Here is a 26945-nt window from a genome sequence, read left to right on the forward strand (position 1 = left end):
TGGATCGGATGCCGACTTGATACGTCCCCTCCTGCTGTCACTCAGCCTGGCCTTGAGCTTTCCCGCAGCCGCGATGGTGAGCGAAAGCCACGGATACGCGCAGTTCGGCACGCTCAAGTACCCGGCCACCTTCACCCACTTCGACTGGGTCAACCCGCAAGCGCCCAAGGGCGGCACGTTGCGGGCCATGGCTTTTGGTACCTTCGACACGCTCAACCCCTACACCTTCAAAGGGTCGAGCCCGATTACCACGCCCAATTTCCAGCAGTACGGCATCAGTGAGCTGAACGAGCCACTGATGGTCGGCACGGGCCAGTACGACCCGTCCGGTGACGAGCCAACCTCCAGCTACGGCCTGATCGCCCGCTCGGTGGAGTACAGCGAGGACCGCAGCTGGGTGGTGTTCAACCTGCGCCCCGAAGCCCGCTGGCATGACGGCCAGCCCATCACCTCGGCTGACGTGGCCTTCTCGTACCGCACGCTGCTCAAGGATGGCCACCCGATCTACCGCACCAACCTGCAGGAAGTGCAGCGGGTAGACATCCTCGGCCCGCTGCGCATCCGCTTCGTGTTCAAACGCGCCGGCAACCCGCTGCTGATCCTGCGTCTGGGCGAAATGCCGGTGCTGCCCAAACACTACTGGCAGAAGCGCGACTTCAAGGCCACCACCTTCGAGCCCCCCTTGGGCAGCGGCCCCTACCGCATCACCCAGGTACAACCCGGACGACGCCTGGTGTTTGAACGGGTGAAGAACTACTGGGGCAAAGACCTGGCGGTCAACCGTGGCAAGTACAATTTCAATCGGGTCGAATACGAGTTCTATCGAGACGCGACGGTGGCCTTCGAAGCCTTCAAGGCCGGCGAGTTCGACATCTATATCGAGCACCAGGCAAAAAACTGGGCCAACGGTTACAACTTCCCTGCCGTGCGCCGCGGTGAAGTGATCAAGGCACAAATCCCGCACAGCATTCCCACGCAAACACAGGGCCTGTTCATGAACAGCCGCCGGGCCGCGTTCAGCGACCCGCGGGTACGCCAGGCGCTGGGGCTGATGCTGGACTTCGAGTGGACCAACCGCGCGCTGTTCAGCAGCGCCTACCGCCGCTCGACCAGCTACTACCCCAACAGCGAATTCGCCGCCAGCGGCCTGCCCACCGGCAAGGAGTGGCTGCTGCTGGCGCCATTCCGTGACCAGTTGCCGGCCAAGCTGTTCAGCGAACCGTACAAGGTCAGCCACACCGATGGCCGGGGTATCAGCCGCCAAACCCTGCGCCAGGCCCTGGGCCTGCTCGCCGAGGCCGGCTGGAAGCTGCACGGCCAGCGTCTGGTCGACAGCAAGGGCCAGCAATTGCGCATGGAGCTGCTGCTGGTAAACCCCAACCTTGAACGCATCCTGCAACCTTATGTCGAAAATCTGTCCAGCATCGGCATCGATGCGCGCTTGCGCACCGTGGACCGCGCTCAGTACAAACAACGCTTGGACCAGTTCGATTTCGACATGATTCTGATGACCCTGAACCAGACCCTCAGCCCCGGCCTCGAACAGTGGCTGTACTTCCATTCCAGCCAGGCCGCGACAAAGGGCAGCAAGAACTATGCTGGGGTCAAGGACCCGGTGGTCGACCACCTGCTCGACACCCTGCTCGCCGCCCGCACCCGCGATGACCAGATCGCCGCTGCCCGCGCCCTGGACCGCGTGCTCTCATGGCACTACTACATGATCCCCAACTGGTACCTCGACAACCATCGCCTGGCCTACCGCAACCGGTTCGCCTTCGTCACCACGCCGCCCTACACCCTTGGGCTGAACAGCTGGTGGATCAAGACTTCGGAGAAAGCCCAATGACGCCAACGCACCGTCTGCGCCGGCTGGCAGGCAGCCTGTTGCTCGCCTGCCTGAGCCTTCCCGCGCTGGCCGCACCGCAGCACGCGCTCACCCTTTACGACGAGCCACCCAAGTACCCCGCCGACTTCAAGCACTTCGACTACGTCAACCCGGATGCGCCCAAGGGCGGCACCTTCCGCCAGTCCAGCTTCGGCGGCTTCGACAGCCTCAACCCGTTCATCAACAAAGGCGTGGCGGCCGAGAACATCGGCATTATCTATGACACCCTGATGCGCCAGAGCCAGGATGAACCGTTCACCGAATACGGCCTGGTGGCCGCCAAGATCGAAAAGGCCCCGGACAACAGCTGGGTGCGCTTCTACCTGCGCCCCGAAGCGCGCTTCCATGACGGCCATCCGATGCGCGCCGACGACGTGGTGTTCACGTTCAACGCCCTGATCAAGGACGGCGCCCCGCTGTACCGCCAGTACTACGCCGACGTCGCCGAAGTGGTCGCCGAAGATCCACTCAAGGTGCTGTTCAAGTTCAAGCACAAGAACAACCGCGAGCTGCCATTGATTCTCGGCCAGCTGCCGGTACTGCCCAAGCACTGGTACGAAAACCGCGAGTTCAACCGCGGCAACCTGGAAATCCCGTTGGGCAGCGGCCCGTACAAGGTCGCCGAGGTCAAGGCCGGGCGCTCGGTGCGCTACGAACGGGTCAAGGATTACTGGGCCAAGGACCTGCCCATCAACCGTGGCTTCTACAACTTCGATGTCATGACCTTCGACGCCTACCGCGACACCACCGTCGCCCTGGAGGCCCTCAAGGCCGGGGCATTCGACTATGGCCTGGAAGTCAGTGCTAAGAACTGGGCCACCGCTTACAACGTGCCCGCCGTGCGCGAAGGTCGCCTGATCAAGGAAGAGCTGCCCAATGGCAACCCCACTGGCATGCAGGGCTTCATCTTCAACATCCGCCGCCCGGTGTTCCAGGATGTGCGTGTGCGCCAGGCCCTGAGCCTGCTGCTGGACTACGAGTGGACCAACAAGCAGCTGTTCAACGGCGCCTACACCCGTACCGGCAGCTACTTCGACAACTCGGAAATGGCCGCCCACGGCCTACCCAGCCCCAACGAGCTGAAAATCCTCGAACCACTGCGCGGCAAAGTGCCCGAGCAAGTATTTACCGAGGTCTTCCACAACCCGGTCAGTGACGGCAGCGGCATGATCCGCGAGCAACAGCGCCAGGCCTACAAGCTGTTGCAGGAAGCCGGCTGGAAAATCGTCGACGACAAGATGGTCGACGCCCAAGGCAAGCCGGCAAGCATCGAGTTCCTGCTGGCGCAGACCGAGTTCGAACGCATTCTGCTGCCGTTCAAGCGCAACCTTGCCGACCTCGGTATCGAGCTGAACATTCGCCGCGTCGACGTTTCGCAATACATCACCCGCCTGCGCTCGCGTGACTACGACATGATCGTTGGCGGCTACCCGCAATCCAACTCGCCAGGCAACGAGCAGCGCGAGTTCTGGTCCAGCGCCGCCGCCGACAACCCCGGCAGCCGCAACTTCATCGGCCTGCGCGACCCGGCCATCGACCAACTGGTGGACCAGTTGATCAACGCCGACTCGCGCCAGAGCCTGATCGACCACTGCCGCGCCCTCGACCGCGTGTTGCTGTGGGGCTACTACGTGATCCCCAACTGGCACATCAAGACCTGGCGTGTGGCCTACTGGAACCACATCGGCCACCCGAACGTGTCGCCCAAGTACGACATCGGCATCGACACCTGGTGGATCAAGCCCGATGTAACCCCGGCGGTCAGCGAAGCGCCTGCGGACGAGGCCAATTAAGATGCTGGCCTACATCCTGCGCCGCCTGCTGCTGATCATCCCGACCCTGTTCGGCATCCTCATCATTAACTTCATCATCGTCCAGGCCGCCCCCGGTGGCCCGGTCGAGCAAATGATCGCCAAGCTCGAAGGCTTCGAAGGCGCCACCAGCCGCATTGCAGGTGGCGGCGCCGAGGTTTCCGTGGCCGGCTCCAACTACCGCGGCGCCCAGGGCCTGGACCCGGCGCTGATCGCTGAAATCGAGCGCATGTACGGTTTCGACAAGTCGCCGCCCGAGCGCCTGTGGATCATGGTCAAGAACTACGCCCGGCTGGACTTCGGCGACAGCTTCTTCCGCGACGCCAAGGTGATCGACCTGATCGCCGAGAAGATGCCGGTTTCGATCTCGCTGGGGCTGTGGAGCACGCTGATCATGTACCTGGTGTCGATCCCGCTGGGGATCGCCAAGGCCGTGCGCCACGGCAGCCACTTCGACGTGTGGACCAGTTCGGCGATCATCGTCGGCTACGCCATCCCGGCGTTCCTGTTCGCCATCCTGCTGATCGTGCTGTTCGCCGGTGGCAGCTACTTCGACTGGTTCCCCCTGCGTGGCCTCACCTCCAACAACTTCGACGAACTGAGCACCACCGGCAAGGTGCTGGACTACTTCTGGCACCTGGTGCTGCCAATCACCGCGCTGGTCATCGGCAACTTCGCCACCATGACCCTGCTGACCAAGAACAGCTTCCTCGACGAGATCAACAAACAATACGTGGTCACCGCCAAAGCCAAGGGCCTGAGCCGATCACGGGTGCTGTACGGTCATGTGTTCCGCAACGCCATGCTGCTGGTGATCGCCGGTTTCCCTTCGGCGTTCATCGGCATCTTCTTCACAGGCTCCTTGCTGATCGAGGTGATCTTCAGCCTCGACGGCCTGGGCCTGATGAGTTTCGAAGCGGCCATCAACCGCGACTACCCGGTGGTCTTCGGCACCCTGTTCATCTTCACCCTGCTAGGGCTGGTGGTGAAACTGATCGGCGACCTGACCTACACCTTGGTCGATCCGCGCATCGACTTTGCCAGCCGGGAGCACTGACATGGCCTTGTCCCCCCTCAACCGCCGGCGCTTCGAGCGTTTCAAGGCCAACCGCCGTGGCTGGTGGTCGCTGTGGCTGTTCCTGATTCTGTTCGGGCTGAGCCTGGGCGCCGAACTGATCGCCAACGACAAACCGATCGCCGTACGTTACGACGGCCAATGGTACTTCCCGGCGTTCAAGCGCTACCCGGAAACCACCTTCGGCGGGGAATTCCCGCTGGAAGCCAACTACAAGAGCCCCTACATCCGCGAACTGCTGGCGAAGAAAGACAGCTTCGTGCTGTGGGCGCCCATTCCGTTCAGCTACCAGAGCATCAACTATGACCTGCGTGTCCCCGCCCCCGCCCCACCTTCGGCGGACAACTGGCTGGGCACCGACGACCAGGGCCGCGACGTGCTGGCGCGGGTGATCTACGGCTTCCGCATCTCGGTTCTGTTTGCCCTCACCTTGACCGTGGCCAGCTCCATTGTCGGCGTCATCGCCGGCGCACTGCAGGGCTTCTATGGCGGTTGGGTCGACCTGGCCGGGCAACGCTTTCTGGAAATCTGGTCCGGCCTGCCGGTGCTGTACCTGCTGATCATCCTGGCCAGCTTCGTGCAGCCCAACTTCTGGTGGCTGCTGGGCATCATGCTGCTGTTCTCGTGGATGAGCCTGGTGGACGTGGTACGCGCCGAGTTCCTGCGCGGGCGCAACCTGGAATACGTGCGCGCCGCGCGCGCCCTGGGCATGCGCAACGGCGCGATCATGTACCGGCACATCCTGCCCAACGCCATGATCTCGACCATGACCTTCATGCCATTCATTCTCACCGGCGCCATCGGCACCCTCACCGCCCTGGACTTCCTCGGCTTCGGACTGCCCGCCGGTTCGCCCTCGCTGGGCGAACTGGTGGCGCAGGGCAAGTCCAACCTGCAAGCGCCATGGCTGGGCATCAGCGCCTTTGCCGTGCTGGCGCTGATGCTGAGCCTGCTGGTGTTCATCGGCGAATCCGCCCGCGACGCCTTCGACCCGAGGAAGTGACATGAGTGAACAGAACCTGATCGAAGTGCGGGACCTGGCCGTGGAGTTCGTGACCGGGGACCAGGTCAACCGGGTGGTGGACGGCGTCAGCTTCGATATTCGCAAAGGCGAGACACTGGCCCTGGTGGGCGAAAGTGGCTCGGGCAAATCGGTCACCGCGCACTCGATCCTGCGCCTGCTGCCCTATCCCCTGGCCCGGCACCCCAGCGGCAGCATTCGCTACGAAGGCAAGGACCTGCTGCAGCAGAGCGAGAAGACCCTGCAGCGCATTCGCGGCAACCGCATTGCGATGATCTTCCAGGAGCCGATGACCTCGCTCAACCCGCTGCATTGCATCGAAAAGCAGATCAACGAAATCCTCCTGCTGCACAAGGGCCTGACGGGCAAGGAAGCGACTGCGCGCACCCTGGAGTTGCTGGATATGGTCGGCATTCCAGAGCCGCGCAAGCGCCTCAAGGCCCTGCCCCACGAATTGTCGGGCGGCCAGCGCCAGCGGGTAATGATCGCCATGGCGCTGGCCAACGAGCCCGAGCTGCTGATTGCCGACGAGCCGACCACGGCGCTGGATGTGACCGTGCAGCTGAAGATCCTCGAGCTGCTCAAGGAATTGCAGGCGCGTATGGGCATGGCCCTGTTGCTGATCAGCCATGACCTGAATCTGGTGCGCCGCATCGCCCACCGCGTGTGCGTGATGCAGCGCGGGCAAATTGTCGAGCAAGCCGAATGCGCCACGCTGTTCAGCTCGCCACAGCACCACTACACCCAGATGCTGATCAATGCCGAGCCCAGCGGGCTGCCGGCACACAACCCGGTGGGTGCGCCATTGTTGGAGGTGGATGACCTCAAGGTGTGGTTCCCGATCAAGAAGGGCTTTCTGCAGCGCACGGTCGACCATGTGAAGGCGGTGGACGGGGTCAACTTCAGCTTGCCCCAGGGCCAGACGCTGGGCATTGTTGGCGAATCCGGGTCGGGCAAGTCCACATTAGGCCTGGCGATCTTGCGGCTGATTTCCAGCCAGGGCGGCATTCGCTTTCATGGGCAGAACCTCGAAGGGCTGAACCAGAAAGCCGTGCGCCCCCTGCGGCGGGAAATGCAGGTGGTGTTCCAGGACCCGTTTGGCAGCCTGAGCCCGCGCATGTGCGTGGCGGACATTGTCGGCGAAGGGCTGCGCATCCACGGCATTGGCACCGCGCAGGAACAGGAAGCGGCGATCATCGCGGCGCTGGAGGAAGTGGGGCTGGACCCGCGCACGCGGCATCGCTACCCGCATGAGTTTTCGGGTGGCCAGCGCCAGCGCATAGCGATTGCCCGGGCGCTGGTGCTGAAGCCGGCGCTGATTCTGCTGGATGAGCCCACCTCGGCGCTGGACCGTACCGTGCAGCGGCAAGTGGTCGAGCTGCTGCGTAATCTGCAGCAGAAGTACAACCTGACCTACTTGTTCATCAGCCATGACCTGGCAGTGGTCAAGGCGTTGAGCCATCAATTGATGGTGATCAAGCATGGGCATGTGGTAGAGCAAGGGGACGCGCAGGCAATCTTCCATGCGCCACAGCATCCCTATACGCGGCAGTTGCTGGAGGCGGCGTTTCTGGAGGTTGGGAATTTGTAGGAGAAGGGCGTGTGTTCGCCTTGATTCTTGCGGCGCTCGATCTACGCAACACCGCAAAACCCAAGGCAGGTGCCCTGACGCAATCGGGCATAGAACACCTGGAGATTACGTACGCCCGGGTTATCAGAAATCAATGGTCCCGGAGAACTTCACCAGTCGCGGGTCACCCTGGGTCAGGTAACCGCCGTTAGCCGAAGCCCAGTAGTTCTTGTCGGTCAGGTTCTCCACATTCACCCGCAAGGTCAGGTCTTTCTCCGCTACCTTCAACTTGTAGCGGGCACCGGCATCGAAACGGTTCCAGGTCGGCAGACTGACATTGTTCGCCGCATCGACGAACTGGCCACCGGTGCGCAGCATCCTCGCATTCAGCGCCAGCCCCGGCACGCCGGGCACGTCCCAGTCGACGCTGGCATTGAGCTGGAACGTCGGCACGCCGATGGCATGGTTGCCATCGTTGCTGCCGTTGGCGGTGTTTTTCTGCTCCGAGGTCATGCGCGTGCCGCCGGCCATCAGGCGCAAGCCCTGGACCGGCTCGCCGAACAGACTCAACTCCAGGCCTTTGTTGACCTGCTCGCCGTCGCGAACGAAGACGTTGTTCAAGGTGTAGCCGTCCGAAGGCTTCTCGATACGGAACACGGCCAGGTTCGCACCAAAGGTCTGTCGGTCGAACTTGATACCAGCCTCAAGCTGCTTGGTGCGGCCTGGCGGGAACATCTCGCTGGCGTTCGACACATTGGCTGGCGCCGTCGGCCCCTGCGCCAGGCCTTCGATGCGGTTGGCATACAAGGAAATGCTGTCGGTGGCCTTGAAAACGATGCCATAGACCGGTGTGGTGATGGACTCCTCGTATGGGTCGCCTTTGCGGCTTCCGTCATTCGCCAGGTTGGGCTGCCCTTGGGAAACAGTGCCATCGTAGGTGTAGCTTTCCACCCGCAGTTGCTGCCGTCGCAAGCCGTAAGTCAGCAACAGGCGGTCATCGAAGACGCCAATGGTGTCGGAAATCGCGATGCTCCGCGCGCGAGTCTTGCCGGTGACACCAGGGTCACCCATGTCGCCACCCGTGCTGGTGACCGTGCCCGGCTTGGCCTGCTGCACGGTGTCGTAAATGTTGGTGTTGATTGGCGAATAGAAGATGTAGGCGTTTTCCGCCTGGGTCCACATGGTATTGGCTCCCACGGCGATCTGGTGGCTGATCGGCCCGGTCTGCAGCCGCCCATTCAGGCCGGTACTGAAGCTGGTGTTGTCTTCGCCGTGCACGATGTCCGAAGCGGTCATCGTCGCTGCGCCGCTGTTGCCGACCAGTACCGGCGTGCCGTAGGTACCCTGCTCGCGCGTGTGACGGGCGCCGCCGGCGAGGTAGGCGGTCCAGTTGTCACTCAGGTCCCATTCGCCACGCACCATGCCGAAGGTATCTTCCGACTCACTGTAACTCCAGTTCTGGCCATAGTTGTGACTGGCATCCGGTGCGGTCGGGGCTTTGGTCGCGGTGCTGCCCAGGCGCACCGAATTGCGCAGGTGGTTGATGCGCTGTTTCTGGTAGCCGATATCAGCCGACATGCGGAAGTTGTCGCCGCGGTAGTCCAGGCCAGCGGTGAACAGCTTGGTGCGCTGGTCCTGGTCGTCGACGGCGGTTTCACCTTCACGCTGGCTGAGGTTCAGGCGCGCGCCGAAGCGGTTGTCCTCACCGAAGCGCTGGCCGATATCCAGGTGCTCGCCAATGCGGCCATCAGAGCTGATGTCCTGGGTATAGCGGCGGGTCGGCTCATCGCCGGCGCGCTTAGGCTGCAGGTTGACGTTGCCGCCCAGGCCGGTGCCAGTCGGGCTTACGCCATTGAGGAAGGCATTGGGCCCCTTGAACACTTCGACCCGCTCGACGCCGTCGGTGGACATGATCTGTCGCGGCAAGATGCCGTACAGGCCATTGAATGAAATATCGTCGCCAGCCAACGGCAAACCACGGATCACGAACACCTTGGACTGGTTACCGAAGCCGAATGATTCACGCACCGAAGGATCGTTGGCCAAGACGTCACCGATATCCTCCGCCTGCTGGTCCTCGATCACCTTGGCGGTATAACTGGTCATGGTAAATGGCACATCCATGTAGTCCTGGTTACCCAGCACGCCCATTCGCCCGCCACGGGCAACCTGGCCTCCGGCAAACTCGTCCGGTAACGCGTCGGGCCGCGCTTTCAAGGCATCGGCGCTGACATCGGTCGCCTCCAGCTGGATCGGCTCGGCAGCCTGCGCCATCAGAGTTACGGAACAGCAGATCGCCAGTAATGCGGGGCGTGAGGGAATACGGGAAGGCATTGGTAAATTCCTGACAGCGCTGAGGAAGTGAAACTAAATGTAAATGGTAATGCTTACCAAAAACAAACATCAACCCAGGTACGTGGCAAAGGGCTGCCATTTATCAGGATTTCTGATCACGATCGTCTTTCATCATCAGCCAGATCGGGCATACAGTCGCTGCTGTCACCCCTGCTCCAACGGTAGAGCCCATGCCCAGTCAACACCAAAAAAACGTCTCCCCTGCCCTCGAACAGCTGATCCAGCGCGCCGGCCTGCCAGGCCCCACGCTCAGCGAAGCCCAGGCGCATGCCTTGCTGCAGATGCACTACGGCGTTGCCGGTGGGTTGTCGGCATTGGGCAGTCAGCAGGACCTGAACTTCCGGGTCGACACGGCTGGAGGGCAGTTCGTGCTCAAGGCCTGTCATGACAGCTACGCCAAGGTGGAGCTGGAGGCGCAGCATGCCGCCCTCGCCTACCTGCGTGAGCACGGCCTGTCGGTGCCCGCAGTACGTGCGGCGCACAGCGGCGAAAACTTGCTGGCCGTGGAGGTTGATGGCCAACCGCTGCGGGTACGCCTGCTCGACTACATTGACGGTCAACCGTTGACGCGTCTCAAGCACATGCCAGCGCAGGTGATGGCCGAAATGGGCAGGCTGTGCGCGCGGCTCGACAGCGCCCTGGCCGATTTCGACCACCCCGGCCTTGCGCGCACCCTGCAGTGGGACCCGCAACACGCCCAGGCGTTGATCCAGCATCTGCTGCCCGTCCTGCACAACACCGAGCAACGCGTCCGCATCGAACACGCCACCCGCGTCGCCGACGAACACCTCGCACCGCTGGTTGATCGGCTGCCAAGCCAGGCCGTGCACCTGGACATTACCGACGACAACACCGTCTGGGCCCGTGATGGCGAGCGCCAGTGGCAGTTGCAAGGGGTGATCGACTTCGGCGACCTGCTGCGCACGTGGCGCATCGCCGACCTGTCGGTGACCTGCGCGGCGCTGCTGCATCACGCCGAAGGCGACCCGCTGCGGATCCTGCCGGCGATCAGCGCCTACCAGGCGCTCAACCCGCTGACCGACGCCGAGCTGCGTGCGTTGTGGCCTCTGGTACTGAACCGCGCGGCAGTGCTGGTGCTGAGCAGTGCGCAGCAACTGGCCGTGGACCCGGGCAACCAGTACACCCGCGACAACGTCGCCCATGAGTGGGAAATCTTCGATACCGCCACCGCCGTGCCTTTCGCGCTAATGCAAGCGGCCATCCTGCAAGCTGCCGGCCTGCAGCCCGCCACGCCAGACCTGACCGGCTGCGCGCCGCTGCTGCCCGAACTTGCGGGGCAACCGGTGACGCGCGTGGACCTCGGCGTGCTCAGCGAGCATTGTGAAGCGGGCAACTGGGAGCAACCCGGCTTCGACCAACGTCTATTAACCCTGCACCCTGCCCCGGCCTGCAGCCTGCACGGGCAGTATCGCCTGTCGCAAACCCATATCGACCGCCCCGACGAACCCGCCACCTGCGCCCTTGGCGTCGAGCTGCATGTGCCCAACGGCAGCCCGGTGCAAGCGCCGGCAGCCGGCACCTGGCAGCACCGCGGCGACGGCCGGGGCTGCCTGCGCACCCCGCATTGGGCTTTGTGGCTGCAAGGCCTGGAGGACGCACCGGCAGACGGCCAGGCCGTGGAAAAAGGCCAGGCCCTGGGCAGCAGCTGCGGCTTCCTCAGCGTGCAGGTATGCCTGGACAATGGCATCCAGCCGCCGCTCTTCGCCACGCCGTCACAAGCCGCCGCCTGGCTGGCCCTGTGCCCGTCACCGGCCGCCCTGCTGGGCTTCGATTGCGATGCCGAGCCACTACCCGATCCACAAGCCCTGCTGGCCCGCCGCGACGCCAGCTTCGCCCGCTCGCAGAAGCACTACTACGCGCAACCGCCGCACATTGAACGTGGCTGGCGCAACTACCTGATCGACATGCAGGGCCGTTCCTACCTGGACATGCTCAACAACGTCGCGGTGCTGGGCCATGGCCATCCACGCATGGTTGCCGAGTCGGCGCGGCAGTGGTCGCTGCTGAACACCAACTCGCGCTTCCATTACGCAGCAATCACCGAATTCTCCGAGCGCCTGCTGGACCTGGCCCCCGAAGGTTTCGACCGGGTGTTCATGGTCAACAGCGGCACCGAGGCCAACGACCTGGCGATTCGTCTGGCCTGGGCCTACAGTGGCGGGCGCGATCTGCTCAGTGTGCTGGAGGCCTACCACGGCTGGTCGGTGGCCACCGATGCCATCTCCACGTCGATCGCCGACAACCCGCAAGCCCTGGAAACCCGCCCGGACTGGGTACACCCGGTCGAAGCACCGAACACCTTCCGCGGCCGCTTCCGCGGGGCCGACAGCGCCGCCGACTACCTGCAAGACGTCGACGCCAAGCTGGCTGACCTCGACGCCCGTGGCCGTCAGCTGGCGGGCATCATCTGCGAACCGGTGTACGGCAATGCCGGCGGTATCTCGCTGCCCGCAGGCTACCTGCGCGCAGCCTATGCCAAGGTCCGCGCGCGCGGCGGGGTGTGCATCGCCGACGAAGTGCAGGTGGGCTATGGCCGCCTGGGCGAGTACTTCTGGGGCTTCGAGGAACAGGGCGTGGTGCCGGACATCATTACCATGGCCAAGGGCATGGGTAACGGCCAGCCACTGGGCGTGGTCATCACCCGTCGCGAAATCGCCGAGGCGCTGGAGGCCGAGGGCTACTTCTTCTCCTCGGCCGGTGGCAGCCCGGTCAGTTGCCGCATCGGCATGGCGGTGCTGGATGTCATGCAGGAGGAAGGCCTGTGGGACAACGCCCGTGACACCGGGCGCTACTTCAAGGCACGCCTGCAGGCGCTGGTCGACAAGCACCCGCTGGCCGGAGCGGCACATGGTTCGGGCTTCTACCTGGGGCTGGAACTGGTGCGCGACCGCACCACCCTGGAGCCAGCCACCGAAGAAACCATGATGCTGTGCGATCGCCTGCGTGACCTGGGCATCTTCATGCAGCCGACCGGCGACTACCTGAACATCCTCAAGATCAAGCCACCGATGTGCACCAGCCGGGCCAGCGTGGACTACTTTGTCGACAGCATTGACCGGGTGCTGGACGAAGGCCTGTAAGTGTCAAGGCGTGGGCCCGACGGCTGCGGCCCACGCCTGTAATGCCTCACACGCGGCCATGGCCACCTGTTCATCGGTGCGCCCGGTGAACTGCCGCTCGATCGCATCGGCGGCAATCAGCCCGGCAATGGTGGGCTTGCCGACAGCATCGGTCAGGTCCAGCCATTCCCCCCAACTGGCGGGTACGTCGTACCAGCGCAGGTAGCCTGAGGGTGAGCACGGCCACCATCGCTCATCGAACTGCAGAATCACTTTCTCCAGCTTGCCCATCCCCAGATGCGCCAACGCTCCCTGCTGTGTTTCAGGTAACGCAGGGGTAAAGTGCAACGTTTTCAGAACCCCCACCGGGACTGTGCAAATGCAGAAGTCGCACACCTCTTCATTTACCTTGACGCGCGCGCTCGACCAGTCGATGTGGGTGACAGGACTGTTCAGGCGGATATCCAGGTGCTTCGACAGCAAGCCGACAAGCTCGCTGTAGCCGCCTGGCAGCATACGATCACCATGCCCGACCCCCGCTTCATCCAAGGCACAGACCGACAGTTGTTCGACGGGCAAACACGCTTCCAGTACAAGGTTGGCGTCGATGGCGAACTGCGTGGCACGCGCGAGCGCGGGGTCGAGTGTGGCCATGTAGCCATTGATCGCGTCAGGCAAAGGCTGTTGCCGATCGAGACGCCTGGTAAAGGCATCCCAGGCGGCGTCGATATCCGGCAACGCTCCGCCGCGCGCTGCTGCAAGCGGGCAACTGAAATCGGTCTCGACGCAAGCCAAGCCATATTGAAGTGCAACAGTGGCCAATGGGTTCTCGGCAAAATGCTGAAGCCATGCCGCACCTTCATCTGCTTTCACGCCGCCCAACTCGACAGTGTGCGTGCGCCCACCCGTTCGCCCACGCGCCTCCAGCACCGTGCAATCGACACCCCTTTCCCGCAAGCGTTGAGCGGCAGCCAGGCCTGCACACCCCGCACCGATCACGATCACCTTGCTCGCACCGGCACTCACGGCTGCCTCGGCGGCACGCAGCCCATCATTCCACGCACCATGAGTCATTGCCGGAGCGCTGGCATTACAAGCTTCTCCAGCGATGACCAAGCGCCCATGCAGCACTTGGCCCAGGGCGCTTCGATGCAACGGCGACCCGCCAGGCAGCAAGGCACTGTAGGCACCGAGGCTGAACGGGTCGCAACTCCAGTGGGTGACATGCCATGCGGTTGGTCTGTGCACGCTTTTCTCCATTGAGGGGGCTGTCCTGCAGGTGCATTAATGTTCATAATTTTTAGCCATAAAAGATGATCATCATCAGGTTTACTGACAATGGCCTTTACCAGCGACTCCCTGGCGATTTTCCTCGCGGTGCTCGATGCCGGCTCGTTCTCCGCCGCCGCCCGCAAGCTGGGCCGTGTGCCTTCAGCCGTGAGCATGGCAATCGCCCAACTGGAAGCGGAACTGGACCTGCCCCTGTTCGACCGGGCCACGCGCAAAGCCTTGCCCACCAACGCCGCCCTGGCGCTGGAGCCCCAGGCCAGGCAGGTCATCTGCCAACTCAACCTGCTGGATGCCCAGGCCCTGCAATTGCACAAAGGCCTGGAAAAGCGCCTGACCATCGCCATGGCGCCCGAGTTGCAGACCGGCCGCTGGAGCCAGCCGCTGGAAATCCTCGCCCAGGCATTTCCCAGCCTGGAAGTCGAGGTACGTTCGGCGACCCAGACCGAAGCCATTCGCCTGCTGCATGACGGCAGTGTGCAATTGGCATTGGTGTTCGAACGGCCCGGCATCGATGAGCGCGAATCCTTCCTCGAAGCCGGCAGCCAACTGCTGGTGGCCGTTGCCTCACCACGCCATCCGGCCGGGCAGAACAGCGGTACGCCATTGCCTGAAGAGGCCTTTGCCGAACAACGGCAGATCATCGTGGCTTCGGGCAAGGCCACCGGATCGGACCCGCGCATGGTGCTGTCCCGGCGCATCTGGCTGACCGACAGCTACCTGGCCACGCTGGACCTGGTGCAGTCCGGGCTGGGCTGGGCCTACCTGCCGCAGCCATTGGTCGAACCGCTGATTGCCTCGGGCGCACTGGCCGAGGTGCGCTTCGACAACATGGCCAGCCGCCTGCGCTTGTGGGTAGACATCATCTGGATCAAGTCGCGCCCGTTGGGCCTGGGCGCGCGACGCTACCTGGAAGTCATTCGCCAGCTGTTCGAGAAGGAGCCCCCCAGGGCCTGACACCCTTGCGCACGTCCAGGCCCTGCAGGCGATCGCCTTTGGGAGGGTTATGCTGTCGGCGCTACCAACCTGTAGCCAACCCCCGCCTCGGTAATGATGAACCGCGGCGCCGTGGGGTCATCGCCCAGCTTCTGTCGCAGATGCCCGACCACGATGCGCAGGTAGTGGGTATCCTCCGCATGGGTCGGCCCCCAGATATCCTTGAGCAGCTGCTGCTGGGTAATCACCCGCCCGGGGTGCCCGGCCAATAGCGCCAGCAAAGCATACTCCTTGCGTGTCAATGCCACCTCCACGCCGTCGAGCGTCACCCGGCGGAAGGCAAAATCCACCGTCAGCGGCCCAAAGCTGGCCGCCACTTCCGAGCCGCCGGCTTGTGGCACCTGGCGCAGCAACGCCCGCACGCGCGCGAGAAACTCCTGGATACCAAACGGCTTGGTCACATAGTCATTGGCGCCACCATCCAGCGCATCGACCTTCTGCACTTCACTGGCACGCACCGACAACACCATCACCGGCACTGCACTCCATTCGCGCAACTCACGCAGTACCTGCTGGCCGTCCATGTCCGGCAGCCCCAGGTCGAGCACCACCAGGTCCGGCTTGCCCAGTGCCGCCTGGGCCAACCCTTCGGCACCGGTGGCGGCCTCCAGCACCTTGTAGCCTTGCGAGGCCAGGCTGATACGCAGGAACTTGCGGATCTGCGGTTCATCGTCGATGACCAACAGGGTGGCGGAGTGGCTCATGGGGTTTCGCTTTCGGCTTCAGGTTGAGGAGGCAGCGGCAAGCATAGAGTGATGCTGGTGCCTTGGCCATCAATGCCTTCGCCCACCAGAATCTGCCCGCCATGGGCACCGATCATGCCCTGGCAGATAGCCAGGCCCAGCCCGGTACCCTGCCCGCCGCGATCGCCACGGGCGGCGGTGTAGAACATGTCGAAGATTTTCTCGCGGTCGGCTACGGGAATGCCGGGGCCCTGGTCGCTGACGGTCAAGCGCAGCTGGTCGTCATGCACGGCCACCTGCAGCTCAAGCCGACCATTGACCGGCGAAAAGCGTGCGGCGTTTTCCAGCACGTTGACCAGTGCCTGCTCGATCAACGCCGCATGCACGAACAGCAATGGCAGCTCGGCCGGCACGTCCGTGTGCACACGCAGCGGCGCCAGCACCACCCGCAGGCGGTTAAGCGCACTGCCGACGATATCCGCCGGGGCCACCCAGTCGCGGGCCAGCTTGAGGCCGCCATGGCCCAGGCGGGTCATGTCCAGCAGGTTCTGGATGTAGCGATCGAGGCGTTCGGCCTCGTTGCGGGTGCCCTCCAGCAGCTCGCGACGGTCTTCGGCCGGGATCGCGTCGCCCAACGCCAGCAGGCTGTCGATGCTGCCACGCATGGCGGTCAACGGCGTGCGCAAGTCATGGGATACGGAAGCCAGCAGGGCGCTGCGCAGTTGCTCGGTTTCGCCGTGCAGGCGTGCGGCTTCCAGCTGTTCGGCCAGGCGTGCGCGGGCCAGGGCCTGGGCCAGGGGCTGGCCCAGGGCGGTGAGCAGGCGCCGCCGTGGGTCGCTGAGCGGCTGCCCGTTGCGCGGGCGCACGCCCAGCAGCGCCAGCGGCTGATCGTCCACCGCCAATGGCCACCACCACCAGCGGCCATTAGGCAGGGTATCGCTGCCGTGGCCGGCGGCCTGCCCGTGCTGCCAGGCCCAATCGGCAGCCGCCCGTTCGGTGTCGCTGAAGGTGCAGGCTTCCCCGCTGGCCACTTGCAACTGGCCTTCGGCGTTGCGCTCCAGCAAGCACACCTGGGTGTCCTGCCAGCCGTCCAGGTGCTGGCCGGCAGCCTTGAATATGGCTTGGCGGTCGGTGGCTACCGTCAAGCGGCGAGACAGGTCGAGCAACTGGCTGGTCTGCGCCTGGGTCTCGCGCAGCGCCTGCAACTGGCGACGCTGGCGCGCGGCCAGGTTGCCGGTGAGCGCAGCCATCAACAGAAAGAACACCAGGGTCAGCACGTCTTCTTCGCGCTGGATGGTGAACGAGAAGTTGGGCGGTATGAACAGGAAGTCATAGGCCAGGAACGACAGCGCGGCGCAAGCCAGCGCAGGTCCCAGGCTACTGCGCACTGCGACCAGCAACACCGCCGCCAGGAACACCAGCGAGATATTGGGCAGCGCCAGCACACTGGACACCGCCCAGGCCAGACCCGCAGCCATCACGGTGGCCAGCAGCGCCAGCAGGTAATGACGCCACACCCACACCCGCCGCACGGCTGAACGCGGCGCTGGCGGCTGCACGTCGCGGTCCAGCACGTTGATTTCCAGGCCACGGCTTTCGCGCAGCAGCCGCGCCGCCACACCCGCGCCGAACAAACGCCGACGCAGGCGGTTGCGGGATTGCCCGACCAGCACCAGGCTGGCCCGCCGCTCGACAGCATGCTGGATCAGCGTGCGGGCCACTTCCCCAGCCCGCAGCAGCACCACCTCCCCGCCCAGTCGCTCGGCCAGTTGCTGCGCGGCTTGCAAACGATGCCGTGCGGTTTCGTCACGCAGGCGGCCGTTGTCCACATGCACCAGGCTCCAGGGCAGGTGGCGGCGCTGGGCCACGCGGCTGGCATGGCGCACCAGGCGTTCGGCCTGGTCGTCACCGTCTATGCCCACCAGCAACCGGCCGCGCAAGGCCGGCGCCTCCTGGCCGCGCTGACGATAGCCGTGGGCCAGGTCGGCATCGACCTGAGCAGCGGCGGTCTGCATGGCCAGCTCGCGCAGGGCGGTGAGGTTGGTTTGCGAAAAATACGCATCGATGGCCGCCCGAGCCTGCTCGGGCACGTACACCTTGCCTTCACGCAGGCGTTCGAGCAGCTCTCGCGGAGGCAGGTCGATCAGCACCAGCTCGAACGCCTCCTGCAGCACCCAGTCCGGCAGGGTCTCGCGCACTTGCACGCCGGTAATGTCACGGACCTTGTCGTTGAGGCTTTCCAGGTGCTGGACGTTGACCGTGGTGTACACGTCGATGCCCGCGGCCAAGAGTTCTTGTACGTCCTGCCAGCGTTTGGCGTGGCGGCTGCCGGGGGCGTTCGTGTGGGCCAGTTCGTCCACCAGGGCCAACGCCGGCGCGGCACGCAGCAGGCCGTCAAGGTCCATTTCCTCGAGGGTGACGCCACGGTACTGGCTGCGCAGCAAGGGCTGCTGATGCAGCCCTCCGAGCAACGCTTCGGTTTCGGCGCGGCCATGGGTTTCGACCACCCCGGCCAACACCTGCACGCCCTGGCGTTGCTGGGCGTGTGCAGCCTGGAGCATGGCGAAGGTCTTGCCGACGCCGGGGGCAGCGCCGAGGAACACCTTCAGCCGGCCCCGGCCGGTGCGTGGAAGGTTGGCCAACAGCGCATCGGCGCGGGCGGAGTCACTCATGTTTCATCCTTTGCTTTTTCCAGCAGTCGGCCACTTCAGGGAAAGCCCCCTTAACGTGTAGGAGCGGGTTTACCCGCGAATACGTCAGTGGCACCACCACCGCATTCGCGGGTGAACCCGCTCCTACAGGCTTCCTGCCAGCGCTTCGATTACCTGACAATGGCGAGCTTTTCCAAGGCCTGGTTCAACGCCAGCACGTTGACCACCGGCGGGCCGATCAATGGGTGGAGGGTGGCCTGTTCCAGCAAGGCTTGCAAGCGCTCGACCGGCAGCTGCCGTGCCGCCGCCACCCGCGGGATCTGATAGGCCAACGCCTCCGGTGGCAAGTGCGGGTCCAGGCCGCTGCCCGAGGTGGTCAGCAGCGCCTGCGGCACTGGCCCCTGCTGCGCCTGATACAATGCAGCCGCATCGCCCTTTACCCGCTCAGCCAGCGCCGGGTTGCTCGGCGACAGGTTGCTGGCGCCGCTGGCCACGGTCGCGTAGGCACCTGCCGAGGGCCGCGAGTGGAACCAGCCATCGCCCTGGAAGTCCTGGGCGATCAATGCCGAACCCCGCACCTGGCCTTGCGCATCACGTACCAGGCTACCGTTGGCCTGGTTCGGGAAAGCGACTTGGGCAATACCGGTCACCGCCAGCGGATACAGGGCGCCCGTCACCAGGGTCATCAACAAAGCCAGGCTCAATGCCGGGCGTAGATAAGCAGTCATGGCGGCCTCCTCAGACCAGGTTCAGGGCGTTGAGCAGCAGGTCGATCAGCTTGATCCCGGCAAACGGCACCACAATGCCGCCCAGCCCGTAGATCAGCAGGTTGCGCCGCAACAGGTGCGCCGCACTGGCCGCCTGCACGCGCACCCCACGCAGCGCCAGCGGGATCAGCACGATGATGATCAGCGCGTTGAACACGATCGCCGACAGGATGGCGCTCTGCGGGCTGGCCAGTTGCATCAGGTTGAGCACACCCAGTTGCGGGTAGATGGCAGCGAACAGCGCCGGCAGGATGGCGAAGTATTTGGCCACGTCGTTGGCAATGGAGAACGTTGTCAACGCACCGCGGGTGACCAGCAGCTCCTTGCCGACCTGGACTACGTCCAGCAGCTTGGTCGGGTCGCTGTCCAGGTCGACCATGTTGGCGGCCTCCCGCGCAGCCTGAGTGCCGTCGTTCATGGCCATGCCTACGTCAGCCTGGGCCAGTGCCGGGGCGTCGTTGGCACCGTCGCCACACATGGCAACCAGGCGGCCTTCATTCTGCTCCTGGCGAATGCGCGCCAGCTTCTTCTCGGGCGTGGCCTCGGCCAGCACGTCATCGACCCCCGCTTCGGCGGCGATGGCAGCCGCAGTCAAAGGGTTGTCGCCGGTTACCATGACCGTGCGAATGCCCAGCTTGCGCAGCTCGGCGAAGCGCTCGCGGATACCAGGCTTGACCACGTCCTTGAGGTGGATCACACCCAGCAAGCGCTTGTCGACGCACACCAGCAACGGGGTGCCACCACTCTGCGCGATGCGTTCGACTTCACGGGCCAGCGCCGCCGGCATTTCCAGGCGTTGCATACCGACGAAGGCCAGCACCGCATCGACGGCGCCCTTGCGGTAGCGGTGCTGCTCGAAGTCGATACCCGACAGGCGTGTCTCGGCACTGAAAGCCACCGCTTCGAACTGCCCGGCAGGCGGGTCGACGAAGTCGTGCAACTGGCGCAGGTATTCGACAATCGACTTGCCCTCGGCGGTGTCGTCGGCCAGCGAGGCCAGCAAGGCGCCCTCCCCCAGTTCCTTGGCGGTAATGCCCGGTGCAGCATGCAGTGCGCTGCAGCGGCGGTTACCGAAGGTGATGGTGCCGGTCTTGTCGAGCATCAGCGTATGCACGTCCCCGGCGGCCTCGACGGCGCGGCCCGAGCGGGCAATGACATTCAGCCGTACCAGCCTGTCCATGCCGGCGATACCGATGGCCGACAGCAGGCCGCCGATGGTGGTCGGGATCAGCGTCACCAGCAGCGCGGCCAGGAAGATCAGCGGCAGGCTGCCACCCACGAAGTGGGCGAACGGCTGCAAGGTCACCACCACGATCAGGAAAATCAGGGTCAGGCCGATCAGCAGGATGTCGAGGGCGATTTCGTTCGGGGTCTTCTGCCGCTTGGCCCCTTCAACCAGGGCGATCATGCGGTCCAGGGTCGACTCGCCCGGGTTGCTGGTGATGCGGACAAGCAGCCAGTCGGAGACCAGCCGCGTATTGCCGGTCACCGCCGAGCGGTCGCCACCTGATTCGCGTATTACCGGCGCGGACTCGCCGGTAATGGCGGCCTCGTTGACGGCCGCAATGCCTTCAATCACCTCGCCGTCGCCGGGGATCATTTCGCCGGCGACCACGCGTACCACGTCGTCCTTGCGCAGCGCGCTGGCAGCTACCGTCTCGTAGCTGCCATCACGCAGACGACGCTGGGCGGTCAGGCCCTGGCTGCCGGCCTTGAGGCTGTCGGCGCGGGCCTTGCCACGGCCCTCGGCCAACGCCTCGGCGAAGTTGGCGAACAACACGGTGAACCACAGCCACAGGGCAATCTGCACCGCAACGCCGGTGCTCACGCCGCCGCCGGGGGCAAAACACAGCACGGTGGTCAGCACCGCGGTCAGGGCCACCACCAGCATTACCGGGGAGCGCTTGAGCTGACGCGGGTCGAGCTTGACGAACGCCTGCACCAGCGCCGGGCGCCACAGCGCGGCGAAGCGGGTCTGGTCCTTGGCATTGTGCCGGCTATTCACTTCAGGAATGGGCATGTTCATGATCGGTCCTCAAAAACCCAGGCTAAGGTGTTCGGCGATTGGCCCAAGGGCCAGGGTCGGCAGGAAGGTCAGGCCACCGACCAGCAGGATGGTCACCAGCAGCAAGCCGGTGAACAGCGGGCCGTGAGTCGGGAAGCTGTTCTGTCCCAGCGGCGCGCTTTTTTTCGCCGCCAGGCTGCCGGCCAACGCCAGTATCGGCAGGATGTAGCCGAAGCGGCCGATGAGCATGGCCAGGCCGATCATCAGGTTGTGGTACACGGTGTTGGCGCCAAACCCGGCAAAGGCCGAGCCGTTGTTGGCCGAGCCCGAGGTATAGGCGTACAGCAACTGGCTGAAACCATGCGCCCCCGGGTTGGTGACCGCCCCGGCCGGGCCGGGCAGGCTGGCGGCGATGGCGCCAAGTACCAGCACGCCGACCGGCATCACCAGCAGGGTTGCCACCAGAAGCTGCACTTCACGGGCCTGCAGCTTCTTGCCCAGGTATTCCGGGGTACGGCCAATCATCAGCCCGGCCAGGAACACCGCGATAAGGACGAACAGCAGCATGCCGTAGAGGCCCGCGCCGACGCCGCCGAATATCACCTCGCCGACCATCATGTTGACCATCGCCACCATACCGGTCAGCGGGTTCAGGCTGTCGTGCATGGCGTTGACCGAACCGTTGGAGGCGGCGGTGGTGGTGACCGTCCACAGCACCGAACCGGTGGTGCCGAAGCGGCTTTCCTTGCCCTCCAGGGGGGCGGTCTGCTGCACCTGCGTGCTTTCCAGGGCCGGGTTTGGCTGGTGCTCGGACCACAGCGCCGTGCTACCGCCGATCAGGAACAGGGCAAGCATGCAGGCGAGGATGGCGCGGCTCTGACGCAGGTCCTTCACGTAGTGACCGAAGGTGAACACCAACGCCACCGGAATGAGGATGATCGATGCCACCTCGAACAGGTTGCTCCAGGCCGTTGGGTTTTCGAACGGGTGCGCCGAGTTGACGCCGAAGAAGCCACCGCCATTGGTACCCAATTGCTTGATGGCGATCTGGCTGGCGGCCGGCCCCAGCGGAATGGTCTGGTCGGCACCTTGCAAGGTCAGCGCGTGGGCGTAGTCGGCAAAGGTCTGCGGTACGCCCTGCCATACCAGCAACAGCGCGAGCAGCAAGCACAGCGGCAACAGGCCGTAGAGGGTGGCACGGGTCATGTCGACCCAGAAGTTGCCCAGCGTCGTCGCGCTGCGCCGGGCGATACCGCGGCACAGGGCAACCAGCACGGCCAGGCCGGTGGCAGGGCTGACAAAGTTCTGCACGGTCAGGCCAAGCATCTGGCTCAGGTAGCTGACCGACGCCTCACCGCTGTAGGCCTGCCAGTTGGTGTTGGTAACGAAACTGACGGCGGTGTTGAACGCCAGCGACCATTCCTGGCCAGGCAGGTGCTGTGGGTTGAGTGGCAGGTGGCCCTGCAACAGCAGCACGCTGAACAGCAGCAGGAAGCCGACCAGGTTGAACGCCAGCAGGGCCAGGGTGTATTGCCGCCAGTTCTGCTCCTGGCTGGCGTTCACACCCGCCAGCCGGTAACAGCCCTGCTCGACCGGCCCCAGCACAGGCGTCAGCCAGGTACGCTGGCCTTCCATGACCTTGAAGTAGAACCGCCCGAGCCAGGGTGCTGGTAGCAGCACAATGGCAAAGAATGCCAGGAGCAAGGCGAAATCGTAACTGTGCATGGCCGCTCCCTAGCTGCGATCGGCGCGCAGCAGCGCCACCAGCAGATAAAACGCCAATGCCACTGCCAGCAGCAGTGACAGCCCGTCGAGCATGTTCATGTGTGGTTCTCCCCGTGTTACGGCTTGGGCCGCTTTGGGGAAATTGTCCGAGGGAGGGGCGTAAAGGGGCGAGATCGGGGGATGGGGGTGGGGATAAAGAATGCGTAAAGATCAGCGTTGTGGTTTGCCTGTAACGGCCTCTTCGCGGGCTCGCCCGTTCCCACGGGCACTGCACAGCCTTCACGGCCTGTGTGGTACCTGTGGGAGCGGGCAAGCCCGCAAAAGGGCCGACGCAGGCTTACTGTTGTGGCGGCTGCGCCGCGTTACGGCTCCAGTCCAGCAGGAGGCTGTAGCCCACCGCCAGCAAGGTCGGCCCGATGAACAGGCCAATGAAGCCGAAGGCAAGCAAGCCGCCGAACACGCCCAGCAGCACGATCACCAGCGGCAGGTTGCCACCACGGCTGATCAGGTAGGGTTTGAGCACGTTGTCCACGCCGCTGATGACGAAGGTGCCCCAGACGCCCAGGAACACCGCCATGCCGTATTCGCCCTTCCACACCAGCCAAGCGGTGGCCGGGATCCAGGCCAGTGGCGGCCCCATGGGGATCAGGCTGAGCATGAAGGTCACCAGCCCCAGCACGATCGCCCCAGGCACCCCCGCGATCAGGAAGCCGATCAGCGCCAGCAGGGCCTGCGCGGCCGCCGTGCCGATCACCCCGTTGACCACCCGCTGCACGGTAGCGGCTACCAGGTCCAGGTAATACTCGGCGCGTTCGCCCACCAGCCGGTGCAGCAAGCGCAGCACGAATGCCGCCAAACGTGGCCCGTCGCGGTAGAAGAAGAACACGAACACCAGGCTCAGGGTCAGTTCCAGCACGCCGCTGCCGATCTGCGCGCTGCGCGCCAGCAACCAGTTGCCCACCTGCCCAAAGTAAGGCTTGATCGAGGTAAGCAAGGCTGCGCCTTGCTGGTCCAGCGATTGCCAACCGTTGACCAGACGCTCGCCAACGAATGGAATGCCACCCAACCAGGCCGGTGCATCGGGCAGGCCGTCGACCTGCACGTCACGCACAAACGCCGTAGCGTCGCGAATGTGATCGGCCAGGTTGAACCCCAGCCACACCAGCGGCAGTGCCACGATCAGGATCCAGGCCATGGTCAGCAGGCCGGCTGCCAGCGTCTCACGACCGCCCAGCAGGCGCGTAAGGAAGCGCATCAACGGCCAGCTGGCAAAGGCCAGGATGGCCCCCCACAACAATGCCGATATGAACGGTGCCATCACCCACAGGCCGGCACCTAGCAACGCCACCAGCAGAATCTGGACCAGCAGGCGATCATTGTTAACCATGAGGGTGCTCGTTCAAGGGATCAGTTCAAGGTGCAGGCCGTCTGTAGGCGCACTGCCGACTTCAAGACGGCGATTGCGCACCCCGGCCTTGACCAGCGCCTCGCGCCAGGCCTCAGCCTGGGCGCCACTGAGGCTGACACGCAAGGTGCTGTCAAGGTTCAGGCTGCGGGCCAGCAGGTTTACCCAGGCGTCTTGCGGCGCAGCAAGGTCAGGGTAGTCGAGCTTGCCGGTGTCACGCATTTCGCGCAGCACCGTGGCAGCGGTTGGCAGCAGCTCGCCCAGCGGGCTGCCTGCGATGAACTCTTCCACATGCAGATAGGCACGGCGGTTGCCACGGGTAACGCTGTACAGCGCGACCAGGGTGTCGGCCTCGTCTGCCGAGCGGCGTAGCAGGATGAACGCCTGCTGCTCGTCGCCTCCGTTGAGGCGGGCATTGGCGAACACATCATTGGCCCACAGGCTGGCCTCACCGCAATCACGCCCCTGACACCAGAACAACGGGTAGCCACCGTCGCGCACAAGTGCTTCGCGGGCACTGGTGAAGGCCTCGCGTGCAGTCCGCTCGACGGGCAATTCGTAGGTTACCGAGCTGACTTGACCGCGGCTTTCGACTTTGTCATCGACCCGCAGGCGGCCACTGATCTTGCGTAGCGGGCCCATCGGGTAGACCCGCTCCTGTTCCGTCGCCGGGCGTTGATCGACCACCTTGGCGTCCTGCGGGACCGGCAGGACGCCGGCCCACGACACGGGGGTGGCGAGCACCAGACAGGCAGCCAAGGCAGTGCGAATGGAAACGGGTACGCTCATTGGCGAACCAGGCGGCGCTCAGCGCCGAATTGAAGCTCCAGGATGTCTGGCAGTTGCATGGTTGTCTCCCTGTTCAACCCGCCAAGCCTCGACACTTGTCCGGTGCAAGTCAAGCAAAGCCAAAGAAGCGATTGATACAGTCTGCAACAAGGGCCGCGCCCTGCGCATCGTTCAGGTGCAGGTGATGGCCGCCGGGTAGTGTCACCTGTTCAAAGGGTAGCTGCTCCAGCAACCCGGTGTGGCGCGCCAGCATGCCGTCGGCGGCCACCACCAACAGCGCCGGGCAACTCACCCGCCGCACATAGGCCATGGCCTGGGCCTCGCTCAGGCGCACCGGCGAGGGCAGGGTCAGCCGGCTGTCGCTGCGCCAGCTGTAGCCACCGGGCACCGGCATCAGGCCACGTTGGGCCAGCAGCTCGGCCGCTTCACGGCTGACCGCGACCATGCCTTTCATCCGGGCTTGCACCCCTGCTTCCAATGTCGCATACACCGACTTGCGCTTGCCATCCAGCCGCAACTGGGCTTGCAGTGCCATCCCTAAGCGCTCACCTGCGTCCTGCTCGGCGCCAGTCGGCGGGATCACGCCGTCGATTAGCGCCAGGTGACTGACCCGATCGGGCAATGCACCGGCCAGTTGCACCGAAATGATCGCGCCCAGCGAATGCCCCAGCAGGGCGAAACGCGGCCAACCCAGTTGCTCGGCCACGCGCAGCACGTCATGGGCATAGTCGGCCAGGGCATACCCGGCGCCGAGCGGGCGGTGCTCTGAATAACCATGGCCAGCCAGGTCCAGGGCGACGAGGCGCAGACCTTTCAGTTGCGGTGCCAGGCGGGCAAAGCTGTTGGCATTGTCCAGCCAGCCATGCAGGGCAATCACCGGCAGCCCGTCTTCGGGGCCGAACAGGTGTGCAGCCAGTTCGATATGGCCCAGGCTCAGGCGAATTTCCTCAACGTGTGCGCTCATGCCTGGCTCCAGCGGTCGAACAGGCCCTTGATCAGGCTGGCAGTGTCGGCCGGGCGCTCCAGCGGGAACATGTGCCCACCCGGTACACTGTGGTATTCACCTTTGGGCATACTGCGCACGGCCAAGGTGTGGTGGCGACGAATGACGTTGCTCCGGTTGCCGCGCACCATGGCCAGCGGCACCTGCAACTGGCGCGCGGGGGCGGGGCTGGTGTGCGGGATGCTGCGGTAGATGCTGATTTCAGTAGCAGGGTCGAAGCGCAACTGTAGCCCTTGCTCCACCACCTGCAGGCCATGTTCTACATAAGCGTCGAGGCAATCGGGATCGAAATGGCGGAACAGTGATTTGCCAGCGAAATAGTCCCGGGCGCTGTCGCGGTCATTGAACGTTTCGCGACGCCCCAGGGTGCGCCCGGCCGGTGTGATGCGGTCGATGAAACCAAAGCGTTTGGCTGTACGCAGCAGCCATTGATCAGCGCGGGTGAGCACCGGAGAGTCGAGCATCACCAGCCCCCGGTAGTACTCGGGGCAGCGCAATGCCGCGTGCAGGTGCAACACGCCACCCAGCGAATGGCCGACGCCCCAGACCGGCTGGTCCTGCTGCGCCAGGTGATGCAACAATTCATCGACCAGGCTTTGCCAGTTTTCGTCCACGGGAAAGCGCGGGTCATGCGCGTGCTGGGCCAGGTGCTGCACCTGATAGTCCGGCGCCAGCGCTGCAAACAGCTTGCCGTAGGTGGCCGATGGGAAACCGTTGGCAGGGGCGAAGAAGATCTGCTGCGACATGGCGCCTGGTCCGGACCGGAATGATGGCCCATTGTCTGCATCGCGGGGCGGTTCGGCAATGTCCATAAAGGTCATCGGCGAGGGGGATCAG

The 26945-nt window shown here is 64.4% G+C and carries 19 protein-coding genes; 7 read left to right on the forward strand and 12 right to left on the reverse strand.

Annotated features, from left to right (window positions below; translation table 11 throughout):
- Positions 1-16 precede the first annotated feature (16 nt).
- Genes V6093_RS09305 through V6093_RS09325 form a run of 5 tightly spaced genes read left to right on the forward strand, consistent with a single transcriptional unit; the run spans position 17 to position 7383 of the window.
- Positions 17-1846: an extracellular solute-binding protein gene (locus tag V6093_RS09305; protein WP_033726868.1), complete on the forward strand. Its 1830-nt coding sequence runs from the start codon at positions 17-19 to the stop codon at positions 1844-1846.
- Positions 1843-3678, forward strand: coding sequence for an extracellular solute-binding protein (locus tag V6093_RS09310; protein ID WP_406669775.1), 1836 nt, complete (start codon positions 1843-1845; stop codon positions 3676-3678). Before V6093_RS09305 ends, V6093_RS09310 begins: the two co-directional genes overlap by 4 nt.
- Position 3679: 1 nt before the next feature.
- On the forward strand, positions 3680-4753 hold the full coding sequence (locus V6093_RS09315) for a microcin C ABC transporter permease YejB (RefSeq protein WP_003251466.1): 1074 nt from the start codon (positions 3680-3682) through the stop codon (positions 4751-4753).
- 1 nt (position 4754) lies between these two features.
- Positions 4755-5774 carry an ABC transporter permease gene (locus V6093_RS09320; RefSeq protein ID WP_010954919.1) on the forward strand — a complete coding sequence of 340 codons (1020 nt, stop codon included), beginning with the start codon at positions 4755-4757 and terminating at the stop codon, positions 5772-5774.
- 1 nt (position 5775) lies between these two features.
- Complete coding sequence (locus V6093_RS09325) at positions 5776-7383, forward strand: ABC transporter ATP-binding protein (RefSeq protein WP_341782636.1); 1608 nt, start codon at positions 5776-5778, stop codon at positions 7381-7383.
- Positions 7384-7506: 123 nt separating this feature from the next.
- Here V6093_RS09325 and V6093_RS09330 read toward each other — a convergent pair whose 3' ends face one another.
- Positions 7507-9696, reverse strand: coding sequence for a TonB-dependent siderophore receptor (locus V6093_RS09330; RefSeq protein WP_047603444.1), 2190 nt, complete (start codon positions 9694-9696; stop codon positions 7507-7509).
- 191 nt (positions 9697-9887) lie between these two features.
- Between V6093_RS09330 and V6093_RS09335 the strand changes: the two genes are divergently transcribed.
- Positions 9888-12818, forward strand: coding sequence for an aminotransferase (locus V6093_RS09335; protein ID WP_406669776.1), 2931 nt, complete (start codon positions 9888-9890; stop codon positions 12816-12818).
- 3 nt (positions 12819-12821) lie between these two features.
- Here V6093_RS09335 and V6093_RS09340 read toward each other — a convergent pair whose 3' ends face one another.
- Entirely contained in the window at positions 12822-14057 is a 1236-nt protein-coding gene (locus V6093_RS09340; RefSeq protein ID WP_144000330.1) for an NAD(P)/FAD-dependent oxidoreductase, read from the reverse strand.
- A 78-nt stretch (positions 14058-14135) separates the two neighbouring features.
- On the opposite strand from V6093_RS09340, the gene V6093_RS09345 reads away from it, so the two are divergent.
- Positions 14136-15041, forward strand: a complete 906-nt coding sequence (locus V6093_RS09345) for a LysR family transcriptional regulator (protein WP_003251473.1) — start codon at positions 14136-14138, stop codon at positions 15039-15041.
- Between the two features lie 47 nt (positions 15042-15088).
- Here the strand turns inward: V6093_RS09345 and V6093_RS09350 are convergent, their stop codons facing one another.
- The 10 genes from V6093_RS09350 to V6093_RS09395 all read right to left on the reverse strand — a co-directional run bounded on the left by V6093_RS09350 (position 15089) and on the right by V6093_RS09395 (position 26854).
- The gene (locus tag V6093_RS09350; protein WP_003251475.1) at positions 15089-15784 is read right to left on the reverse strand and encodes a response regulator; all 696 of its coding nucleotides are present in this window, start codon (positions 15782-15784) and stop codon (positions 15089-15091) included.
- The gene (locus V6093_RS09355; RefSeq protein ID WP_121783127.1) at positions 15781-18435 is read right to left on the reverse strand and encodes a sensor histidine kinase KdpD; all 2655 of its coding nucleotides are present in this window, start codon (positions 18433-18435) and stop codon (positions 15781-15783) included. The genes V6093_RS09350 and V6093_RS09355 overlap by 4 nt, the downstream gene beginning before the upstream one ends.
- Before the next feature lie 149 nt (positions 18436-18584).
- Positions 18585-19142 (reverse strand): potassium-transporting ATPase subunit KdpC, encoded by a 558-nt coding sequence (gene kdpC / locus V6093_RS09360; RefSeq protein ID WP_019750856.1) that lies wholly within the window; start codon positions 19140-19142, stop codon positions 18585-18587.
- A 10-nt stretch (positions 19143-19152) separates the two neighbouring features.
- The gene (gene kdpB / locus V6093_RS09365) at positions 19153-21207 is read right to left on the reverse strand and encodes a potassium-transporting ATPase subunit KdpB (RefSeq protein WP_144000331.1); all 2055 of its coding nucleotides are present in this window, start codon (positions 21205-21207) and stop codon (positions 19153-19155) included.
- Between the two features lie 9 nt (positions 21208-21216).
- Positions 21217-22911 carry a potassium-transporting ATPase subunit KdpA gene (gene kdpA, locus V6093_RS09370; protein WP_047603451.1) on the reverse strand — a complete coding sequence of 565 codons (1695 nt, stop codon included), beginning with the start codon at positions 22909-22911 and terminating at the stop codon, positions 21217-21219.
- A gap of 9 nt (positions 22912-22920) precedes the next feature.
- Positions 22921-23010, reverse strand: coding sequence for a K(+)-transporting ATPase subunit F (kdpF, locus tag V6093_RS09375; RefSeq protein ID WP_003251485.1), 90 nt, complete (start codon positions 23008-23010; stop codon positions 22921-22923).
- 238 nt (positions 23011-23248) lie between these two features.
- A complete protein-coding gene (locus V6093_RS09380; protein WP_003251487.1) occupies positions 23249-24298 on the reverse strand; it encodes an AI-2E family transporter in 1050 nt (349 codons plus the stop codon).
- Between the two features lie 12 nt (positions 24299-24310).
- Positions 24311-25105, reverse strand: coding sequence for a DUF4892 domain-containing protein (locus V6093_RS09385; RefSeq protein ID WP_003251489.1), 795 nt, complete (start codon positions 25103-25105; stop codon positions 24311-24313).
- Positions 25106-25214: 109 nt separating this feature from the next.
- Entirely contained in the window at positions 25215-26069 is an 855-nt protein-coding gene (locus V6093_RS09390) for an alpha/beta hydrolase (protein WP_003251491.1), read from the reverse strand.
- The gene (locus V6093_RS09395) at positions 26066-26854 is read right to left on the reverse strand and encodes an alpha/beta fold hydrolase (protein WP_406669777.1); all 789 of its coding nucleotides are present in this window, start codon (positions 26852-26854) and stop codon (positions 26066-26068) included. Before V6093_RS09395 ends, V6093_RS09390 begins: the two co-directional genes overlap by 4 nt.
- Positions 26855-26945 lie beyond the last annotated feature (91 nt).

The sequence above is a fragment of the Pseudomonas putida group bacterium ESBL64 genome, from assembly GCF_045277175.1.
GTDB classification, from domain to species: Bacteria; Pseudomonadota; Gammaproteobacteria; order Pseudomonadales; family Pseudomonadaceae; genus Aquipseudomonas; species Aquipseudomonas alloputida.